Source organism: Streptomyces sp. CA-278952 (assembly GCF_028747205.1).
In the GTDB taxonomy this organism is placed as follows: domain Bacteria; phylum Actinomycetota; class Actinomycetes; order Streptomycetales; family Streptomycetaceae; genus Streptomyces.
Window position 1 is genome coordinate 3,564,811 of sequence record NZ_CP112880.1, and the last position, 14,878, is coordinate 3,579,688.

Annotated in this window: 14 protein-coding genes; 3 read left to right on the forward strand and 11 right to left on the reverse strand. The window is 71.6% G+C overall.

All coding sequences use genetic code 11. The features are described from left to right. Positions 1 to 109: 109 nt before the first annotated feature. Together N7925_RS15870 and N7925_RS15875 are read right to left on the reverse strand one after the other, a co-directional pair. Positions 110 to 580 carry an ATP-binding protein gene (locus N7925_RS15870; protein ID WP_265600259.1) on the reverse strand — a complete coding sequence of 157 codons (471 nt, stop codon included), beginning with the start codon at positions 578 to 580 and terminating at the stop codon, positions 110 to 112. A 199-nt stretch (positions 581 to 779) separates the two neighbouring features. Continuing rightward, positions 780 to 1,133 carry an STAS domain-containing protein gene (locus tag N7925_RS15875; RefSeq protein ID WP_003967428.1) on the reverse strand — a complete coding sequence of 118 codons (354 nt, stop codon included), beginning with the start codon at positions 1,131 to 1,133 and terminating at the stop codon, positions 780 to 782. A 79-nt stretch (positions 1,134 to 1,212) separates the two neighbouring features. Here N7925_RS15875 and N7925_RS15880 point away from each other — a divergent pair, with 79 nt between their 5' ends. Next, entirely contained in the window at positions 1,213 to 3,681 is a 2,469-nt protein-coding gene (locus N7925_RS15880) for a DEAD/DEAH box helicase (protein ID WP_274344217.1), read from the forward strand. On the opposite strand, the gene N7925_RS15885 is transcribed toward N7925_RS15880, so the two are convergent. The 7 genes from N7925_RS15885 to ssd all read right to left on the reverse strand — a co-directional run bounded on the left by N7925_RS15885 (position 3,644) and on the right by ssd (position 9,272). Continuing rightward, complete coding sequence (locus N7925_RS15885; RefSeq protein ID WP_331616996.1) at positions 3,644 to 4,198, reverse strand: Rv3654c family TadE-like protein; 555 nt, start codon at positions 4,196 to 4,198, stop codon at positions 3,644 to 3,646. The genes N7925_RS15880 and N7925_RS15885 overlap by 38 nt on opposite strands. Positions 4,199 to 4,340: 142 nt before the next feature. After that, complete coding sequence (locus N7925_RS15890) at positions 4,341 to 4,706, reverse strand: TadE family type IV pilus minor pilin (RefSeq protein ID WP_265600262.1); 366 nt, start codon at positions 4,704 to 4,706, stop codon at positions 4,341 to 4,343. A gap of 94 nt (positions 4,707 to 4,800) precedes the next feature. Further along, on the reverse strand, positions 4,801 to 5,067 hold the full coding sequence (locus N7925_RS36095) for a DUF4244 domain-containing protein (RefSeq protein WP_331617000.1): 267 nt from the start codon (positions 5,065 to 5,067) through the stop codon (positions 4,801 to 4,803). 164 nt (positions 5,068 to 5,231) lie between these two features. Next, entirely contained in the window at positions 5,232 to 6,074 is an 843-nt protein-coding gene (locus N7925_RS15900) for a type II secretion system F family protein (RefSeq protein WP_274344219.1), read from the reverse strand. After that, entirely contained in the window at positions 6,071 to 6,994 is a 924-nt protein-coding gene (locus tag N7925_RS15905; protein WP_265600265.1) for a type II secretion system F family protein, read from the reverse strand. The genes N7925_RS15900 and N7925_RS15905 overlap by 4 nt, the downstream gene beginning before the upstream one ends. Next, the gene (locus N7925_RS15910) at positions 6,991 to 8,139 is read right to left on the reverse strand and encodes a TadA family conjugal transfer-associated ATPase (protein WP_274344220.1); all 1,149 of its coding nucleotides are present in this window, start codon (positions 8,137 to 8,139) and stop codon (positions 6,991 to 6,993) included. The genes N7925_RS15905 and N7925_RS15910 overlap by 4 nt, the downstream gene beginning before the upstream one ends. Then, positions 8,136 to 9,272, reverse strand: a complete 1,137-nt coding sequence (ssd, locus tag N7925_RS15915) for a septum site-determining protein Ssd (protein ID WP_274344221.1) — start codon at positions 9,270 to 9,272, stop codon at positions 8,136 to 8,138. Before ssd ends, N7925_RS15910 begins: the two co-directional genes overlap by 4 nt. Positions 9,273 to 9,772: 500 nt before the next feature. Between ssd and N7925_RS15920 the strand changes: the two genes are divergently transcribed. Then, positions 9,773 to 10,618, forward strand: coding sequence for an HAD family hydrolase (locus N7925_RS15920; protein WP_265600268.1), 846 nt, complete (start codon positions 9,773 to 9,775; stop codon positions 10,616 to 10,618). Between the two features lie 642 nt (positions 10,619 to 11,260). Here N7925_RS15920 and N7925_RS15925 read toward each other — a convergent pair. Further along, positions 11,261 to 12,088, reverse strand: a complete 828-nt coding sequence (locus N7925_RS15925) for an oxidoreductase (protein WP_274344222.1) — start codon at positions 12,086 to 12,088, stop codon at positions 11,261 to 11,263. A gap of 108 nt (positions 12,089 to 12,196) precedes the next feature. Here N7925_RS15925 and N7925_RS15930 point away from each other — a divergent pair, with 108 nt between their 5' ends. Continuing rightward, positions 12,197 to 13,192 carry an ATP-binding protein gene (locus N7925_RS15930; protein ID WP_274344223.1) on the forward strand — a complete coding sequence of 332 codons (996 nt, stop codon included), beginning with the start codon at positions 12,197 to 12,199 and terminating at the stop codon, positions 13,190 to 13,192. 108 nt (positions 13,193 to 13,300) lie between these two features. Here N7925_RS15930 and N7925_RS15935 read toward each other — a convergent pair whose 3' ends face one another. Further along, positions 13,301 to 14,788: a hypothetical protein gene (locus N7925_RS15935; protein WP_274344224.1), complete on the reverse strand. Its 1,488-nt coding sequence runs from the start codon at positions 14,786 to 14,788 to the stop codon at positions 13,301 to 13,303. Positions 14,789 to 14,878: the final 90 nt, after the last annotated feature.

Here is a 14,878-nt window from a genome sequence, read left to right on the forward strand (position 1 = left end):
GACAGCGCCACGGGGTACCGGGCACGGGCACAGACCGCCCCAGCACGGGCGCCCCCACCGAGCAGCAGGTACGAGCAGCAGGTACGGGCACAGGCGCAGGTACGGACCCTCAGGGGCGGACCGCGGCGTCGGCCGTCGGCCAGCTCATGCGGATCACTCCGCCGGTCGCGCCGGACCGAACCTCCACGTCGTCGACGAGACCGCTGATGACCGCGAGGCCCATCTCGTCCTCGCCAGCATCGTCCATCTCAAGGTCGGGCCGGTCCGGGCCCGCTCCGGGAGCACCGGAGCCGTTACGCGCCCCGGACGCGGCGGGATCCCCGCCGGGGCCGGGAACACTGTCCCCGACCTCGATGGAGAACGCCTTCTCCTCCTCGGTCAACGCGACGCTGACCGGCTCGGTGATGCCGTGACTGAGATGCAGCCCGACCGCGCGGCTGCATGCCTCCCCGACGGCGAGCCTGACCTCGTCGAGCACCGCCTCGTCGACGCCGGCCCTGCGCGCCACGGCGGCCGCCACCAGGCGGGCCGTCCTGACATGTTCAGGCTGGGCGCTGAAGCGGAGTTCAACGGTGGCCATGACATCCCCCTCGAACGTTCGGGCGTACGCCTCAGAGGCCCCGGGCATAGCGCCCGGCACCCCTGCTCTCCTCCTCCGGAAGCCGACGAAGCCGACAGCCGACCCAAGGGTCGACCGCCTGCCCGTCACGGCCCATAAGCTGCCGCTGCCGGCCTGTTCACTGCCTGCCGACCGACCCGGGGGCCGGTCCGCTCCGACCTCAGTCGGTGGCGGCGACAGCCTCGTCGACCGTGGTGTGAATCGGGAACACCTTGGTCAGACCTGTGATCCGGAAGATCTTGAGAATGCGCTCCTGGTTGCAGACCAGGCGCAACGAGCCCTCATGGGCCCGGACACGCTTCAAGCCGCCCACGAGCACGCCGAGGCCGGTGGAGTCGAGGAAGTCGACGCCTTCCATGTCGACAACCAAGTGGTAGCTGCCGTCATTCACCAACTCGACCAACTGCTCGCGCAGCTTGGGCGCGGTATACACATCAATCTCGCCACCGACCTCGACGACCGTACGGTCGCCACCAGGCCCGGACACATTGCGAGTCGACAGGGACAGGTCCACGGATCCTCCAGCACCTTGCTATCGAGCGGTCGCCCCTCGGTCTCCCCGACGGAGGCCAGGGGACGGATCGCCAGCCGCGATGGCATTCAATCACTTACCAGCAGCCATGCACGACGCCTTGGGACCATTGTCCGTCACGCCAGTGACACACTCGGTGCCGATGGCCAAGAATCACCGTCCCGGACGACCACCCGAGAGTGGGGGCTCGCACCCCTCTCCCGCCATGATCCTCGACCGGCTCGCCGCAGGGGCGGGCCGGGCCGCGCGCATCACTCATACGGAGCACTTGCCCCCGCGATCGGGAACCCATGCCATCTGGCCGGATCGCATCCGGCCAGAAGTGATCTCGGCGATCGAGAAGGCCGGGATCACCCATCCGTGGGCCCACCAGGCGGCCGCGGCGGAACACGCGCTGGACGGCGAATCGGTCGTGATCGCCACCGGCACGGCCTCCGGGAAGTCCCTCGCGTACCTCGCGCCGGTCCTCAGCACCCTCCTGGACGGCTCGGAGGCCCCCAATGGCCGCGGGGCCACCGCCCTGTACCTCGCCCCGACCAAGGCCCTGGCAGCCGACCAGCGGCGCTCGGTGAAGGCGCTCGCGGCCCCGCTCGGCAACGCCTTCCGGCCTGCGGTCTACGACGGTGACACCCCCGTCGAGGAGCGCGAATGGGTGCGGCAGTACGCGAACTACGTCCTGACCAACCCCGACATGCTGCACCGCGGAATACTGCCCTCCCACCCCCGCTGGGCGTCCTTCCTGCGCGCCCTGCGGTACGTCGTGATCGACGAGTGCCACACCTACCGGGGCGTCTTCGGCTCCCACGTCGCCCAGGTCCTGCGCCGTCTACGCCGTCTGTGCGCCCGCTACGGGGCCCATCCGGTCTTCCTGCTCGCCTCAGCCACGGCGGCCGATCCCGCGGTCGCAGCCGGGCGCCTGACGGGTCTGCCGGTCCGGGAGGTGTCCGACGACGCGTCCCCGCGCGGTGAGCTGGTCTTCGCCCTCTGGGAGCCCCCGCTGACCGACCTGCACGGCGAGAAGGGCGCACCCGTGCGCCGTACCGCGACGGCCGAGACCGCCGACCTCCTCACCGACCTGACCCTCCAGGGCGTCCGCTCGGTCGCCTTCGTACGCTCCCGGCGCGGCGCGGAACTGATCTCGGTGATCGCCAAGGAGCGCCTCGCGGAGGTCGACCGCTCGCTGCCGAAGCGGGTCGCCGCCTATCGCGGGGGTTACCTCCCCGAGGAGCGCCGGGCCCTGGAGCGGGCGCTCCACTCCGGCGAGCTGCTCGGTCTGGCGGCCACCACCGCCCTGGAACTGGGCATCGACGTCTCCGGCCTCGGCGCGGTCGTCATCTCCGGCTACCCGGGCACACGGGCGTCCCTCTGGCAGCAGGCGGGCCGGGCCGGCCGCTCGGGGCAGGGCGCCCTGGCCGTTCTCGTGGCCCGGGACGACCCGCTGGACACCTACCTGGTGCACCACCCCGAGGCCCTGTTCCAGCAGCCCGTCGAGTCGACGGTGCTGGACCCGGACAACCCCTACGTCCTCGCCCCCCACCTCTGCGCCGCGGCCGCCGAGCTGCCCCTGACCGAGCCCGACATCGCCCTCTTCGGCCCGGCCGTGCCCGAGCTGCTGCCGCAGCTGGAGGCGGCGAAGCTGCTGCGCAGACGGGCCTCGGGGTGGCACTGGACCCGCCGCGAGCGGGCCGCCGACCTGGCCGACATCCGGGGCGGGGGCGGCCGCCCCGTCCAGATCGTCGAGGAGGGCACCGGCCGCCTGCTGGGCACCGTCGACGAGGCCGCCGCCCACACGGCCGTCCACGAGGGGGCCGTCCATCTCCACCAGGGCCGCACCCACCTGGTCCGGAAACTGGACCTGGAGGACTCCGTGGCCCTGGTCGAGCAGGCCGACCCGCCGTACTCGACGGTCGCCCGCGACACCACGGCCATCACCGTCCTGGAGACCGACACCGAGATCCCCTGGGGCCAGGGGCGGCTCTGTTACGGCTCCGTCGAGGTCACCAACCAGGTCGTCTCCTTCCTTCGCCGGAAGCTGATCAGCGGGGAGGTCCTGGGCGAGACGAAGCTCGACCTGCCGCCCCGCACCCTGCGCACCCGCGCCGTGTGGTGGACGGTCACCGAGGACCAGCTCGACGCGGCCCGCGTCAACCCGGAGATCCTCGGCGGCGCACTTCACGCCGCCGAGCACGCGTCGATCGGCCTGCTGCCGCTCTTCGCCACCTGCGACCGCTGGGACATCGGCGGCGTGTCCGTACCGCTGCACCCGGACACCCTGCTGCCGACGGTCTTCGTCTACGACGGCCACCCAGGAGGAGCCGGATTCGCGGAGCGGGCCTTCCACACCGCCCGTGCATGGCTGACGGCGACCCGGGAGGCCATCGCGTCCTGCGAGTGCGAGGCGGGCTGCCCCTCCTGCATCCAGTCCCCCAAGTGCGGCAACGGCAACGAGCCCCTGCACAAACGCGGAGCCGTACGCCTGCTCACCGAACTCCTCAGGGCCGCGCCTCCGGAACCGAACGAACCTGTATAGCCCGGCTATCGGCCGGGGCCCCGGGATCGACGGGAGGGCCGGCCCGGGCCCTGACAGCGGGCAGGTAGGGCCCGAATTCCGAGCGGGCGGTCACGTCAGCGATCTCCCCGCGCACGGCGCAGCGAACGAGCACGGCCCCTTGTGCCAGGGCCACTCGCCGAGCCGTCGCACACGCGGCCACCGTCCCTTCCAGCGCCCGGTCCGCGGCCGCGAGGGCCGCCAGATCCGCGGCCCCACCCGCCCGGTGACGGGCAGCCACGGCCTGTCCCAACGCGAGCACCACGGCGAAGACCGTGCAGAGACCGGCCGCGGTGACAGCCACCCACACCGTCGCCACACCTCGGTCCGCGCCAAGACCCGCACGCCGGTTCGCGATCCGGCGTGCAATCCGGGCCCCGAGCCAGGCCCCGAGCCGGGCTACGAGCCGGGCTGCAATCCAAGCCCCGAGCCAGGTTGCGACCCGATCCATTCGCCGGCCCGCTCCCCGGTCCGCTCCACGCCCCATCCTCCAGTTCATACCTCTGTCCTCGCTCTCGCCCTCGTCCTTCTCCCCGCCCAGATCCACCCGCCCCGCCTCGACCCGACCCGACCGCGGGAAACCTGACCCACCGACGACGCCCCGCCCAGTCCCCGGCCGCGGGTCTCCGTTTCCCTCGCCCTCACGGCCCGGAGTCCCCGACCGTGTCCTCCGCCAAGGCGGCCGCCTCGGCGCTCAACGTCAGGGCCAGCACGCCCGGCCCCGGGGTCGGGGCCTCCACCCGGACGCGCCACAGGTCTCCCGCCCGCCCCACCTCGACCCGGGCGCCGTGGGGTGCCGCGTCACGGGCGGCTTCCCGTACCGCCGCCTCCGGCTCCGAGCGGGCCGCCGCCCGTGCCCCCGCCCGCGCCGCGTCCACACAGCGGATCTGGTCCGAGGCCGCCATCAATGCCCACAGCAGCGCCATGGTGAAGGCCACCAGCACCGGGATCACCACGGCCGCCTCCGCGGTCACAGCGCCCCGGTCGCCGCGCCCGTCGCCACGCATGGCCGGGCACCCGTATGGCCCCCGCTGCCGCCCCCGGGGAAGGCCGTGGCCCGATGCCACGGGCCCCTCCCCCGGGCAGTGCCCCGGCGGGGTCTCAGAATTTCGCATCGAGCGCGTCCTCGACCAGCGACTGCAACGCCGACAGCACCGGCCCGCTGTTCACCACCTTGTAGAGCACCGCCGCGAAGGCGCACGCGGCGATGGTGCCCACCGCGTACTCGGACGTGGTCATCCCTCGGTCGGACCGGCCGAGCCGCCCCGCCCACCGTGCGGCCCACTTCGCCCTCCGGTCCGGCCCGCCTGCGGACAGCCGGCCTCCGCGCACAACGTCGACGGCCCAACCCCAGCACTTCGTTTCCATTTCATCCCCCGATAAGCATCGATGACGAGCGGGCGTCCGAACGGAACACCCTTGAGCGACAGCGAAAGTGAATGACCGCCAAGTCGTCGGCGGCCGCGAGAGCCCGGCAGGCCCACCAGCCCCGCAGGCCCACCAGCCCGGGAGGCCCACCGGCCCGCGCAGCCTCACCGGCCCGGACGGCTGGTCGCGAGCAGGTCGCCGGCCAGGCCGATGATCACCGGCGCCACCCCGACTGCCAGGAAGGCGGGGAGGAAGCAGAGGCCGACCGGCGCCGTGATCAGCACCCCGGCCCGTTGCGCCCGCGCCACCGCCGCGGCGGCTCGCTCGGCGCGCATCGACGCGGCCAGCCTGGCAACCGGCTCCGCGGCCGGAGCCCCCGTCGAACCCGCCCGGTGCAGACAGCGGGCCAGCGGGCCGGCGCCCGGTATCTCCCCGAACCGACCCCACGCCTCGGCCGGTTCGCCGCCGAGGCGAATCTCCGCGGCCGCACGGGCGAGCCGATCACCGACCGGGCCGCCGATGGATTCGCCCACCTCGGCTGCCGCCTCCCGGGGGCCTGCCCCGACCGCGATACAGGCCGCCAGCAGATCTGCGGCCAGGGGAAGCTGCCCGGCGATGGCGGCCCGCTCCGGATGGCTACTGCCGGGACGAGCGACGGGCCGGGTTCGCCGCCACCACCACAGCCCGTACGCCACGGCCGAACCGACCGCGCAGCCCATCACACCGCCGACCAGAATCCATCCGGCCAGCCAGGCCCCGGCCGGGGCCGCCCACCGCCGGGCGGACTCGGAGAGACCCGAACCACCACTCGCCCGGAACGGTGCGATCAGCCGGCTCCTCCTGCCGGGCCGTGCCGCGATGACCGTCCCCAGCATCAGGGCTCCCCGCCCGCGCACCGCTCGCTCACGAAATCCGGCGGCGATCACCGTTGCCAGCTGCGCCGCCACGCCCAGCACCGCCACCGCCATCCCCAGGCTGTGGAGAACTTCTCCGTCCGCCGCGTTCACGCCGCCTCCCCTCCGCGCACGATCCGGCAGGCCCAGTACAGCCCGGCCGCCTCCAGGAAGACCCCAACAGCCAGGCAGGCCAGGCCGCCCGGGGTGTGCAGCAGTACACGCAAGGGTTCGGCCCCGAGTGCCGCTCCCAGCCCCAGACCCGCAAGCGGGAGCAGTGCCAGGACCACGACCGTCGACCACGCTCCCGCCAGTTGGGCGCGTAGCTCCTCCCGTCTGCGCCGGTCATCCCGCAGCGCCGCCTCCAGGCGCTCCAGCCCGGCCGCCAGCCCGGCCCCGCCGTCCACGGCCACGCGCCAGCACGCGGCCATCCCGGACAGTCCCCCCAGCCCCGGGCCCTGCGCCGCCTGCCGCAGCGCCGCCGGCACATCGCCGCCGAACCGCGCCGCCGCCAGCACCGCGGCCTCCGCCTCCCCCAGTCGGCCGCCTGCAGTGGGCGTAGCCGATGAGCCGGCCTCCGCCGGACCTTCGCGGAGCGCGACCAGTAACGCCTGTCCCGGCTCGCGGCCGGCCCGGAGCTCCCCGACCACGGCCCCGCACAACGCCGCCACCGCGGTCGCGGCCAGCTCCGCCTCCCGCGCTCCTGCCCGCCTCCGCAACCACCGGCGCACCGACGGGACCGCCACGGCCCCCGCGAGCAGCGGCAGCACCGAATCCCCCAGCACCGCAAGCAGCACCGCGACCGGAACGCACCACCACTCCCAACGCCCCCGGGCCGACTCCCCCACACGCCTCAGGGCCTTGAGCAGATATGGCCGCCATCGGCTCCATGGCCGCCCCGACTCGGCGGGAGCGTCCACGAACAACACTCGCGCCCGCCGAACGCCCGTGTCCCGCACCATCGCGAGCCACACCGCTGAACCCGCGCAGAGAGCCACCGCATGGGCCGCGTGCGCGGACGTCGCCCCCGTCACAGCGCACCCCCGACCAGCGACCGCAGACGTTCCCATCCGCGCTCCGGAACGAATCCGCCGACGCCCCAGCTCAGGGCCGGAACCGTGAGGACCAGTCCCGCCGCGTCCCGTTCCAGGACGTGCACCTCGGCGACTCGCCGTTGCCCCGCGCGGTCCCGCACGAGATGCACGACCACAGAGAGCGCGGCCGCCAACTGGCTGTGCAGCGCCGCCCGGTCGAGACCGGCCGCGGTGCCCAGAGCCTCCAGTCGGGCGGGAACATGCTCGGCGGCATTGGCGTGGACCGTGCCGCACCCACCTTCGTGTCCGGTGTTCAGGGCGGCCAGCAACTGCGTGACCTCAGCTCCTCGCACCTCACCGACCACCAGCCGGTCGGGCCGCATGCGCAGTGCCTGCCGCACCAGATCCCGCAACGTCACCCGGCCCGCCCCCTCCTGATTGGCCGGACGGGACTCCAGGCGGACCACATGCGGATGGTCCGGCCGCAGCTCGGCGGAGTCCTCGGCGAGCACGATCCGCTCGTTGGGGCCGACCGCGCCCAGCAGACTGGCGAGGAGCGTCGTCTTGCCCGCTCCGGTGCCGCCGCTGATCACATAGGAGATCCGCGCTTCCACGAGCGCCCGCAGGATCCGGTCCCCGCCCGGCGGCACCGTGCCCGCGTCCACCAGCTCCGCCAGCGAGAAGGCCCGTGGCCGCACCACGCGCAGGGAGAGGCAGGTCGAGCCGACGGACACCGGGGGCAGCACGGCGTGCATCCGTGTGCCGTCGGGCAGTCGTGCGTCCACCCACGGACGTGCGTCGTCCAGCCTCCTGCCCGCCACTGCGGCGAGACGCTGGGCCAGCCTCCGCACCGCCGCCGCGTCAGGGAAGGTGACGCCCGTCAGCTGGAGCCCACCGCCCCGGTCCACCCACACCCGGTCCGGCGCGGAGACCAGCACATCGGTCACCTCCGGATCGGCGAGCAACGGCTCCAGCACTCCCGTGCCGACGAGTTCGCCGCGCAACTCCGCCGCCGCCCCGAGCACCTCGGCATCCCCCAGCAACCGCCCCTGGGCCCGTAGGGCGGCGGCCACTCCGGCCGGGGTGGGAGCGGCACCGCTGCGTGCCAGCCGCTGGCGTACGGCGTCGAGCAGTTCGTCCGTCATGCCGTTCCTCCCCCGGGCAGGCCGGTCACGGAGCTTGCGTCACCGGCCGCCGCGGCCTGTTCCCAGAAGGCCGAACAGAACCGGGCCAGCGGCCCCCGGGCACTGCCTCCGGGCGGGGTGCCGTCGTCCTGGGAGACCAGGAGGTCCGCTTCCAGCGGAAGTTCGCCGACGAGCGGGAGGCCGGTGGCCCGGGCGACCCATCGCCCGTCCAGCCCTGACGCATACGGTCCCCGGGGCACCACTCGCAGGTCGTCCAGCACCATTCCGGCCGTGGCCGCGACGCGCCTGGCCGCTGCTACCGCGCGCAGTTCGCCCGGCACCACGAGCAGCCCGAGATCGAGTTGGGCCAGTGCTTCGGCGACTGACTCGTCGACCCTGCGCGGAAGGTCCACGACCACCACCCCGCCGAGTCGTCGCGCGGCGGCCAACACCGCACGCATCGCCTGCGGCGGGATCACCACCTCGTCGTCCCGGCCCCAGCTCAGCACCCGCAACCCATGGAGCGCGGGCAGCGAGTCCTCAAGGGCTCCGCCCCCGAGCCGGCCCTTCGACTGCGCGAAATCCGGCCACCGCATGCCTTGTGCCCGTTCGCCGCCGAGCAGGACGTCGATCCCGCCCCCCAACGGATCGGCGTCGATCAGCATCGTCCGCCTACCGGACCTCGCCGCACTCACGGCAAGGGCGCAGGCCAGCGTCGATGCGCCGGAGCCGCCCCGGCCGCCCATCACGCCGACGGTGAGAGCGGGCCGTCCGACGCCTTCGGCGGCGTTGGCGATCTGGTCGACGAGCCAGGCCTCGGAATCGGGCAGTCGCAGCACATATTCGGCCCCGATCTCCACCGCCCGCCGCCACACGTCCGGGTCGTCCTGGTCCCGGCCCACCAGCATCACCCCCTTCCTGCGGCCGGCGCCGCGGCAACGCACGGCGGCGTCATCCCCCACCAGCACCATCGGAGCCCGCTCCCAACTGCCCCGGCGCCCGGGCGGCCCGTGATGAACTTCCGGCTCGGCTCCGGCCGCCGCGCAGAGCCGCAGCAGGTCATCGAGCAGTTCCACGTCCTCCGTCACGATCAGCGGGCCTCCGCGCCGCTCCCCGTTGACCGCCGATCCTTCTCCTGCGATGGATCCAGCCACGATCTCCGCCCCCTTCTCACTGCCCCTTCAGTGCGGTTCGCGGTGTTCTCGGAGCGTTCCGAGATGCGCGATTCCGGCACCCGCGGACTTCGCGGGTGGAATCAACGTGCAGCACCTCGGAAAATTATGTGGATCTTGATGAAAAGCTGTGGACAACTTCGAGGCTGTGAATAACTTCGTCACCCGAACCAGCGACTTCCGGAGCGCACCCCTATGGCTACACACTGTGACGAGACGAGTCGCACGACACCCGGCTCGCACATTCAGGCCGATGGACGGCCAGACGGGAGGCTCAGGTGGTTTCCACCCCTAAAACGCGTCCGGACATGCGACGACCCCCGCCGGGGGGGAGAGCGGGGGTCGTCCCCACGGCCGACTCGGGGGGGGAGGAGTCGGACCGGGTTAGCACGGTCGCGAACGATCCGTGACTTCCATGGTGTACCCGAGGGCCTTCTCAGGCAAACCCACGCGCCGGAGTTTACGCCGAATGGTGGGCCCCTATGCTCAGCGTTGTGGAAAACTGCTTCTCGCCGCGCACAGCAGCCTTCTTTGACCTGGACAAGACGGTCATTGCGAAGTCTTCGACGCTGACCTTCAGCAAGTCCTTCTATCAAGGCGGACTGATCAACCGCCGCGCTGTACTGCGCACTGCGTACGCACAGTTTGTGTTCCTCGCCGGGGGCGCAGATCACGACCAGATGGAGCGGATGCGTGAATATCTCTCCGCCCTCTGCAAGGGATGGAACGTCCAGCAGGTCAAGGAGATCGTCGCCGAGACCCTGCACGACCTGATCGACCCGATCATCTACGACGAGGCCGCCACCCTCATCGAAGAGCACCACACGGCGGGGCGCGATGTGGTCATCGTTTCGACCTCGGGTGCCGAAGTCGTCGAGCCCATCGGCGAATTGCTCGGCGCCGACCGCGTCGTCGCCACGCGCATGGTCGTCGGTGACGACGGGTGCTTCACGGGCGAGGTCGAGTACTACGCCTACGGACCGACCAAGGCCGAGGCCGTGAAGGCGCTCGCGGTCTCGGAGGGGTACGACCTTTCGCGCTGCTACGCCTACAGCGACTCGGCGACCGATGTACCGATGTTGGAGTCGGTCGGCCACCCGCACGCGGTCAACCCCGACCGCGCGCTGCGCCGCGAAGCGACCCTCCGCGAGTGGCCGATTCTCGTCTTCAACCGCCCGGTCCGACTCAAGCAGCGACTGCCCGCCTTCTCGATGCCTCCCCGCCCCGCTCTCGTGGCGGCGGCCGCGGTTGGCGCGGCGGCCGTCACCGCCGGGCTGGTCTGGTACGCCAGTCGTCGACGTGCCACCGGCGCCCCCCTGCCTGGGTGAGAGGGTGCGAAGCACAGCAGGGTGAACACGGGCGCTCCACCGGAATGGCGCCTCGCCCGATTCGCCCTTGATTGAACCTAAAAGTAAAGAAGCGGGGCCAGGGGTATCCCTTCCCCTGGTCCTGGAGTACAAAGGACTTAACGGCCCGCGAGACCAAGGACATCCGCGAGGATGACCTGTACCGCAGAACGGCCCCACGGACCGCGCACGAAAGCCGAGCACCCACGCGACGTCGACCCGTCGATTACGGGCCAGCCGCACCAGGTGACGGGCAAAGTACCCGACCTGATGGGCAATTTACGAGGACGCTTGGTAACTGGGCGGACGTGCCAGCGGCGGTACCGCACGTCGGTGCCGCCGCAACCCTTGCCCCGGGCCATCACCCCACGGCCGCCCGGAAGTCGACTGCTTCACCCGGCAGCGCCTTCGGCGCCACTCGCATCCTCCGACGGGGACGTCTGCAGCATCGGGCCCTTGGGCCGCTTCCGCCCGGAGACACGTCGAGCGATGAGCGATGAGCGTCGCGGCCACATGCGCCCCCGAGGCCGCGTCGACCTCGCTCCCGCGCCGGCCCTGATCCGGCATCGGCCCGATCCGACATCGACCCGGGTCGGCATCGGCCCCGGGCAGCGGCAGGGTGCCTCAGGCTGCGCCGCGCTGAAGCGCCTCGCACACCGCGGTCGACTCGCGCACACCCAGCTCGACGGAGCGCCCGCAGTGGATGATCCAGGCTGCCATGCCCTCCGGGGTGCCGGCCGTATAGCCCTCGAACGCCGCGACATAGGCCGCCCGGCCCTGCTCCGCGTGTCCCACCTCGGCCGGGCAGATCGACTTCGGGTCAAGCCCGCTGCCGATCAGCACGATGCGCTCGGCGGTCCGGGCCACCAGACCGTTGTGCGAGCCGAACGGGCGCAACGCCAGTAGCTCGCCGTGCACCACGGCGGCCGTGACCAGGGCGGGGGCGCTGCCGCCCGCAATGATCAGCCGCGAGAGCCCTTCGAGTCGTCCGGCGACCTCCTCGGCCCCGGGAATCGGTGCCTCGATCAGCGGCTCGTCGACGGATTCACCCGCCAGCCGAGGGCGCCCCACAAGCGCGTCGTCGGGAGTCGCTCCGCCGGCCGCCACCAGATGCAACCGAGCCAGCACCCGCAGCGGTGACTGTCGCCAGATGGAAAGGAGTTGCCCAGCTTCCGCGGTGAGCCTCAGCGCGGCGCCGACCATGCGCGCCTCGTCCTCGCCGCTGAAGTCGGTACGCCGACGCACTTCCTCGAGGTTCCAGTCGGCACCGGCCAGCGCGGCCGAACCACGAGAGCCCCGAAGTGCGGCTTCGGCCGTGACCTCGTTGCTGCGGCGTCGCATGACGCGATGACCGTAGACCCGGTCGACGGCCTTGCGCACGGAGTCCACGGCATCGGGAACGCCGGGCAGGGAACCGAGCGCGGCGAGCGGGTCAGAGGCAGTCGTACTCATAAGTAGCGAGGCTACGCGCCCACCACGCCCCTACCACCCCCAGCCGCACGTGGCCTTCTTCACGAACAGTGACAGCACACCGCAACGGACCCGCTACCCTAGGTGAACATGAAGATCGCTTTCGTCGGGAAGGGCGGCAGCGGAAAGACCACGCTGTCCTCGCTCTTCATCCGCCATCTCGCCGCCAACGAAGCCCACGTCATCGCCGTGGACGCCGATATCAACCAGCACCTGGGGGCCGCTCTCGGCCTGGACGAGGCAGAGGCCGCCGCGCTGCCCGCGATGGGGGCGCACCTCCCCCTCATCAAGGACTACCTCCGGGGCGCCAACCCTCGTATCGCTTCCGCCGAGACGATGATCAAGACGACTCCGCCCGGCGAGGGCTCCCGGCTGCTGCGGGTCCGCGAGGACAACCCGATCTTCGCGGCCTGCGCGTGCACGGTTCGGCTGGACGACGGGGACGTCCGGCTGATGGCGACGGGGCCCTTCACAGAGTCCGATCTCGGAGTGGCCTGCTATCACTCCAAGGTCGGGGCCGTGGAGCTCTGCCTCAACCACCTGGTCGACGGCCCCGACGAGTACGTCGTGGTCGACATGACGGCGGGCTCGGACTCGTTCGCCTCGGGCATGTTCACGCGCTTCGACATGACGTTCCTGGTTGCGGAGCCGACCCGTAAGGGGGTGTCCGTCTATCGCCAGTACAAGGAGTACGCACGCGACTTCGGCGTCGCCCTGAAGGTCGTCGGGAACAAGGTGCAGGGCCCGGACGACCTGGAGTTCCTGCATGCGGAGGTCGGCGACGACCTGCTGATCGGGATCGGCCACTCCGACTGGGTACGGTCGATGGAGAAGGGGCGGCCGTCCAGGTTCGAGCTGCTGGAGGCCGACAATCGGATGGCCCTGCAGACGCTGCAGGACGCCGCCGAGGACTCGTACGGGTCGCGTGACTGGGAGCGCTACACACGACAGATGGTGCACTTCCACCTGAAGAACGCCGAGAGCTGGGGCAACGAGAAGACCGGCGCCGACCTGGCCGCCCAGGTCGACCCCGCCTTCGTGCTCGACGAACGCCACGCAGCAGCGGGCGTGACCGCGCCCGCCTGACTCGTCGCACGGGACCCCCTCGTCGGCCACCTCTCAGTGGCCGACGAGGGTGCGAACGATGCGGCGCGCGTGATCGGCCGATACTCCGGCCGACGTTCCCTCGATGCTTCAGCCCGTCGCTCCGGCGGGAGCCGAACCCGCGTCACCCTGACCCGAGGCAGTACCCCTGGCCTGGTCCGGGGCCTGGTCCGGGGCCTCTCCGGCGTCCCCGCCCGGAGCCTGACCCGGGGCCGCCCCGGCGTCCTCGGCCGGCGCCTGGCCCTTACCCTCGCCCTTACCCCTGCCCTCGCCCTCGCCCTGTTCCTTGCCCTTGTCCTTGTCCGTGGGCTGCGCGGCGGCCTGCTGGGTGCCGAGGTAGGAGGACCAGCCCGCCTTGGGGGCCTCGCCGACGCCGAGCGTGGTGAGCTTGCCCAGCATCTTCGGGTCCTGTGCGTCCAGCCAGTCGGCGAGCTGGCGGAAGGACACGCAGCGCACGCCCTCCTTGGTGCACACCTGCGCGATGGTCTCCTCGATGGCGCGCATGTAGGTGCCGCCGTTCCAGGACTCGAAGTGGTTGCCGATGATCAGGGGCGCCCGGTTGCCGTTGTACGAGCGGTCGAAGGCCTGAAGCAGCCCGTCCCGCATCTGGTTGCCCCAGTACTCGTGCTGGGAGGGGTCTCCCTGGGTGGCCGTACCGGACTGGTTGACCATGAAGTTGTAGTCCATCGAGAGGGTCTCGAAGGCGCGGCCCGGCATCGGCACGAGCTGGAGCGGAATGTCCCAGACCCCGTCCTTCTTCTTGGGCCAGACCTGGTTGCCGACGCCGCTGGAGTCGTAGCGGAAGCCCGTGGTCCGGGCAGCGGCGACCATGTTCTTCTGGCCTTCGAGGCAGGGGGTGCGGGCGCCGACCAGTTCCTTGTCGTAGTCGAAGGGGAGCGGGGCCTCGTTCTTCAGCTCCGGAGTGTTGGTCTTCCAACTCTTGACGAAAGCTTTCGCCTGGCTGATCTCGCTCTTCCACTCATCGACGGACCAGGTCCCGACGCCGCCGTCCTTGCCACAGAAGTGGCCGTTGAAGTGGGTGCCGATCTCGTTGCCTTCCAGCCACGCGGCACGCACCTCGTTGAGGGTGTCACGGATGCCCTCGGTGTCGTTGAAGCCGATGTCGGAGCGGCCCGGCGCGTGCTGGGGCGGGTTGTAGAGGTCCTTCTTCTCCTCCGGCAGCAGGTACACGCCGCTGAGGAAGTACGTCATCTTGGCGTTGTACTTTTTGGCCACGCCGCGGAAGTGCGAGAAGAGCTTCTGGCTGTCCTCTCCGGCGCCGTCCCAGGAGAACACCACGAACTGAGGAGGCTTCTCGCCGGGCGCCAGACGTTCGACGGCCGGCATCTTCGGCTGGGCCCCGGTGAAGGCGGTGGACCCGTCCCCGATGAGCTTGACCGCGTTCTTCGGGGCGGCGGCCGGGGGGTTCTCCTTGGCGCCATGGGCGCCCTTCTCCGTGTCGGATCCGGCGCCCTCCGAGGCGGACCCCCCGGATCCGGCTCCGGAACAGCCCGCGAGCACGGCGACCAAGGCCGTGGACATGACGCCCAAAGCGATCCTCTTCGTGGCGGCCATCATCCGCCCACCCTCTTCCTTGCAGGTTATTTGCGTTGAAGTGCCGACACGGCGCGGCCAAATTCGCACGCGGTTCCGCACAGCAAGGGCGAC

What these genes read in the sequence shown, in the direction of transcription:
- N7925_RS15870 (WP_265600259.1), bottom strand. Translation starts at nt 580, where the DNA reads ATGGCCACCGTTGAACTCCGCTTCAGCGCCCAGCCTGAACATGTCAGG.
- N7925_RS15880 (WP_274344217.1), top strand. Translation starts at nt 1,213, where the DNA reads ATGGCATTCAATCACTTACCAGCAGCCATGCACGACGCCTTGGGACCA.
- N7925_RS15885 (WP_331616996.1), bottom strand. Translation starts at nt 4,198, where the DNA reads ATGAACTGGAGGATGGGGCGTGGAGCGGACCGGGGAGCGGGCCGGCGA.
- N7925_RS15890 (WP_265600262.1), bottom strand. Translation starts at nt 4,706, where the DNA reads ATGCGTGGCGACGGGCGCGGCGACCGGGGCGCTGTGACCGCGGAGGCG.
- N7925_RS36095 (WP_331617000.1), bottom strand. Translation starts at nt 5,067, where the DNA reads ATGGAAACGAAGTGCTGGGGTTGGGCCGTCGACGTTGTGCGCGGAGGC.
- N7925_RS15910 (WP_274344220.1), bottom strand. Translation starts at nt 8,139, where the DNA reads ATGACGGACGAACTGCTCGACGCCGTACGCCAGCGGCTGGCACGCAGC.
- N7925_RS15920 (WP_265600268.1), top strand. Translation starts at nt 9,773, where the DNA reads ATGCTCAGCGTTGTGGAAAACTGCTTCTCGCCGCGCACAGCAGCCTTC.
- N7925_RS15925 (WP_274344222.1), bottom strand. Translation starts at nt 12,088, where the DNA reads ATGAGTACGACTGCCTCTGACCCGCTCGCCGCGCTCGGTTCCCTGCCC.
- N7925_RS15930 (WP_274344223.1), top strand. Translation starts at nt 12,197, where the DNA reads ATGAAGATCGCTTTCGTCGGGAAGGGCGGCAGCGGAAAGACCACGCTG.
- N7925_RS15935 (WP_274344224.1), bottom strand. Translation starts at nt 14,788, where the DNA reads ATGATGGCCGCCACGAAGAGGATCGCTTTGGGCGTCATGTCCACGGCC.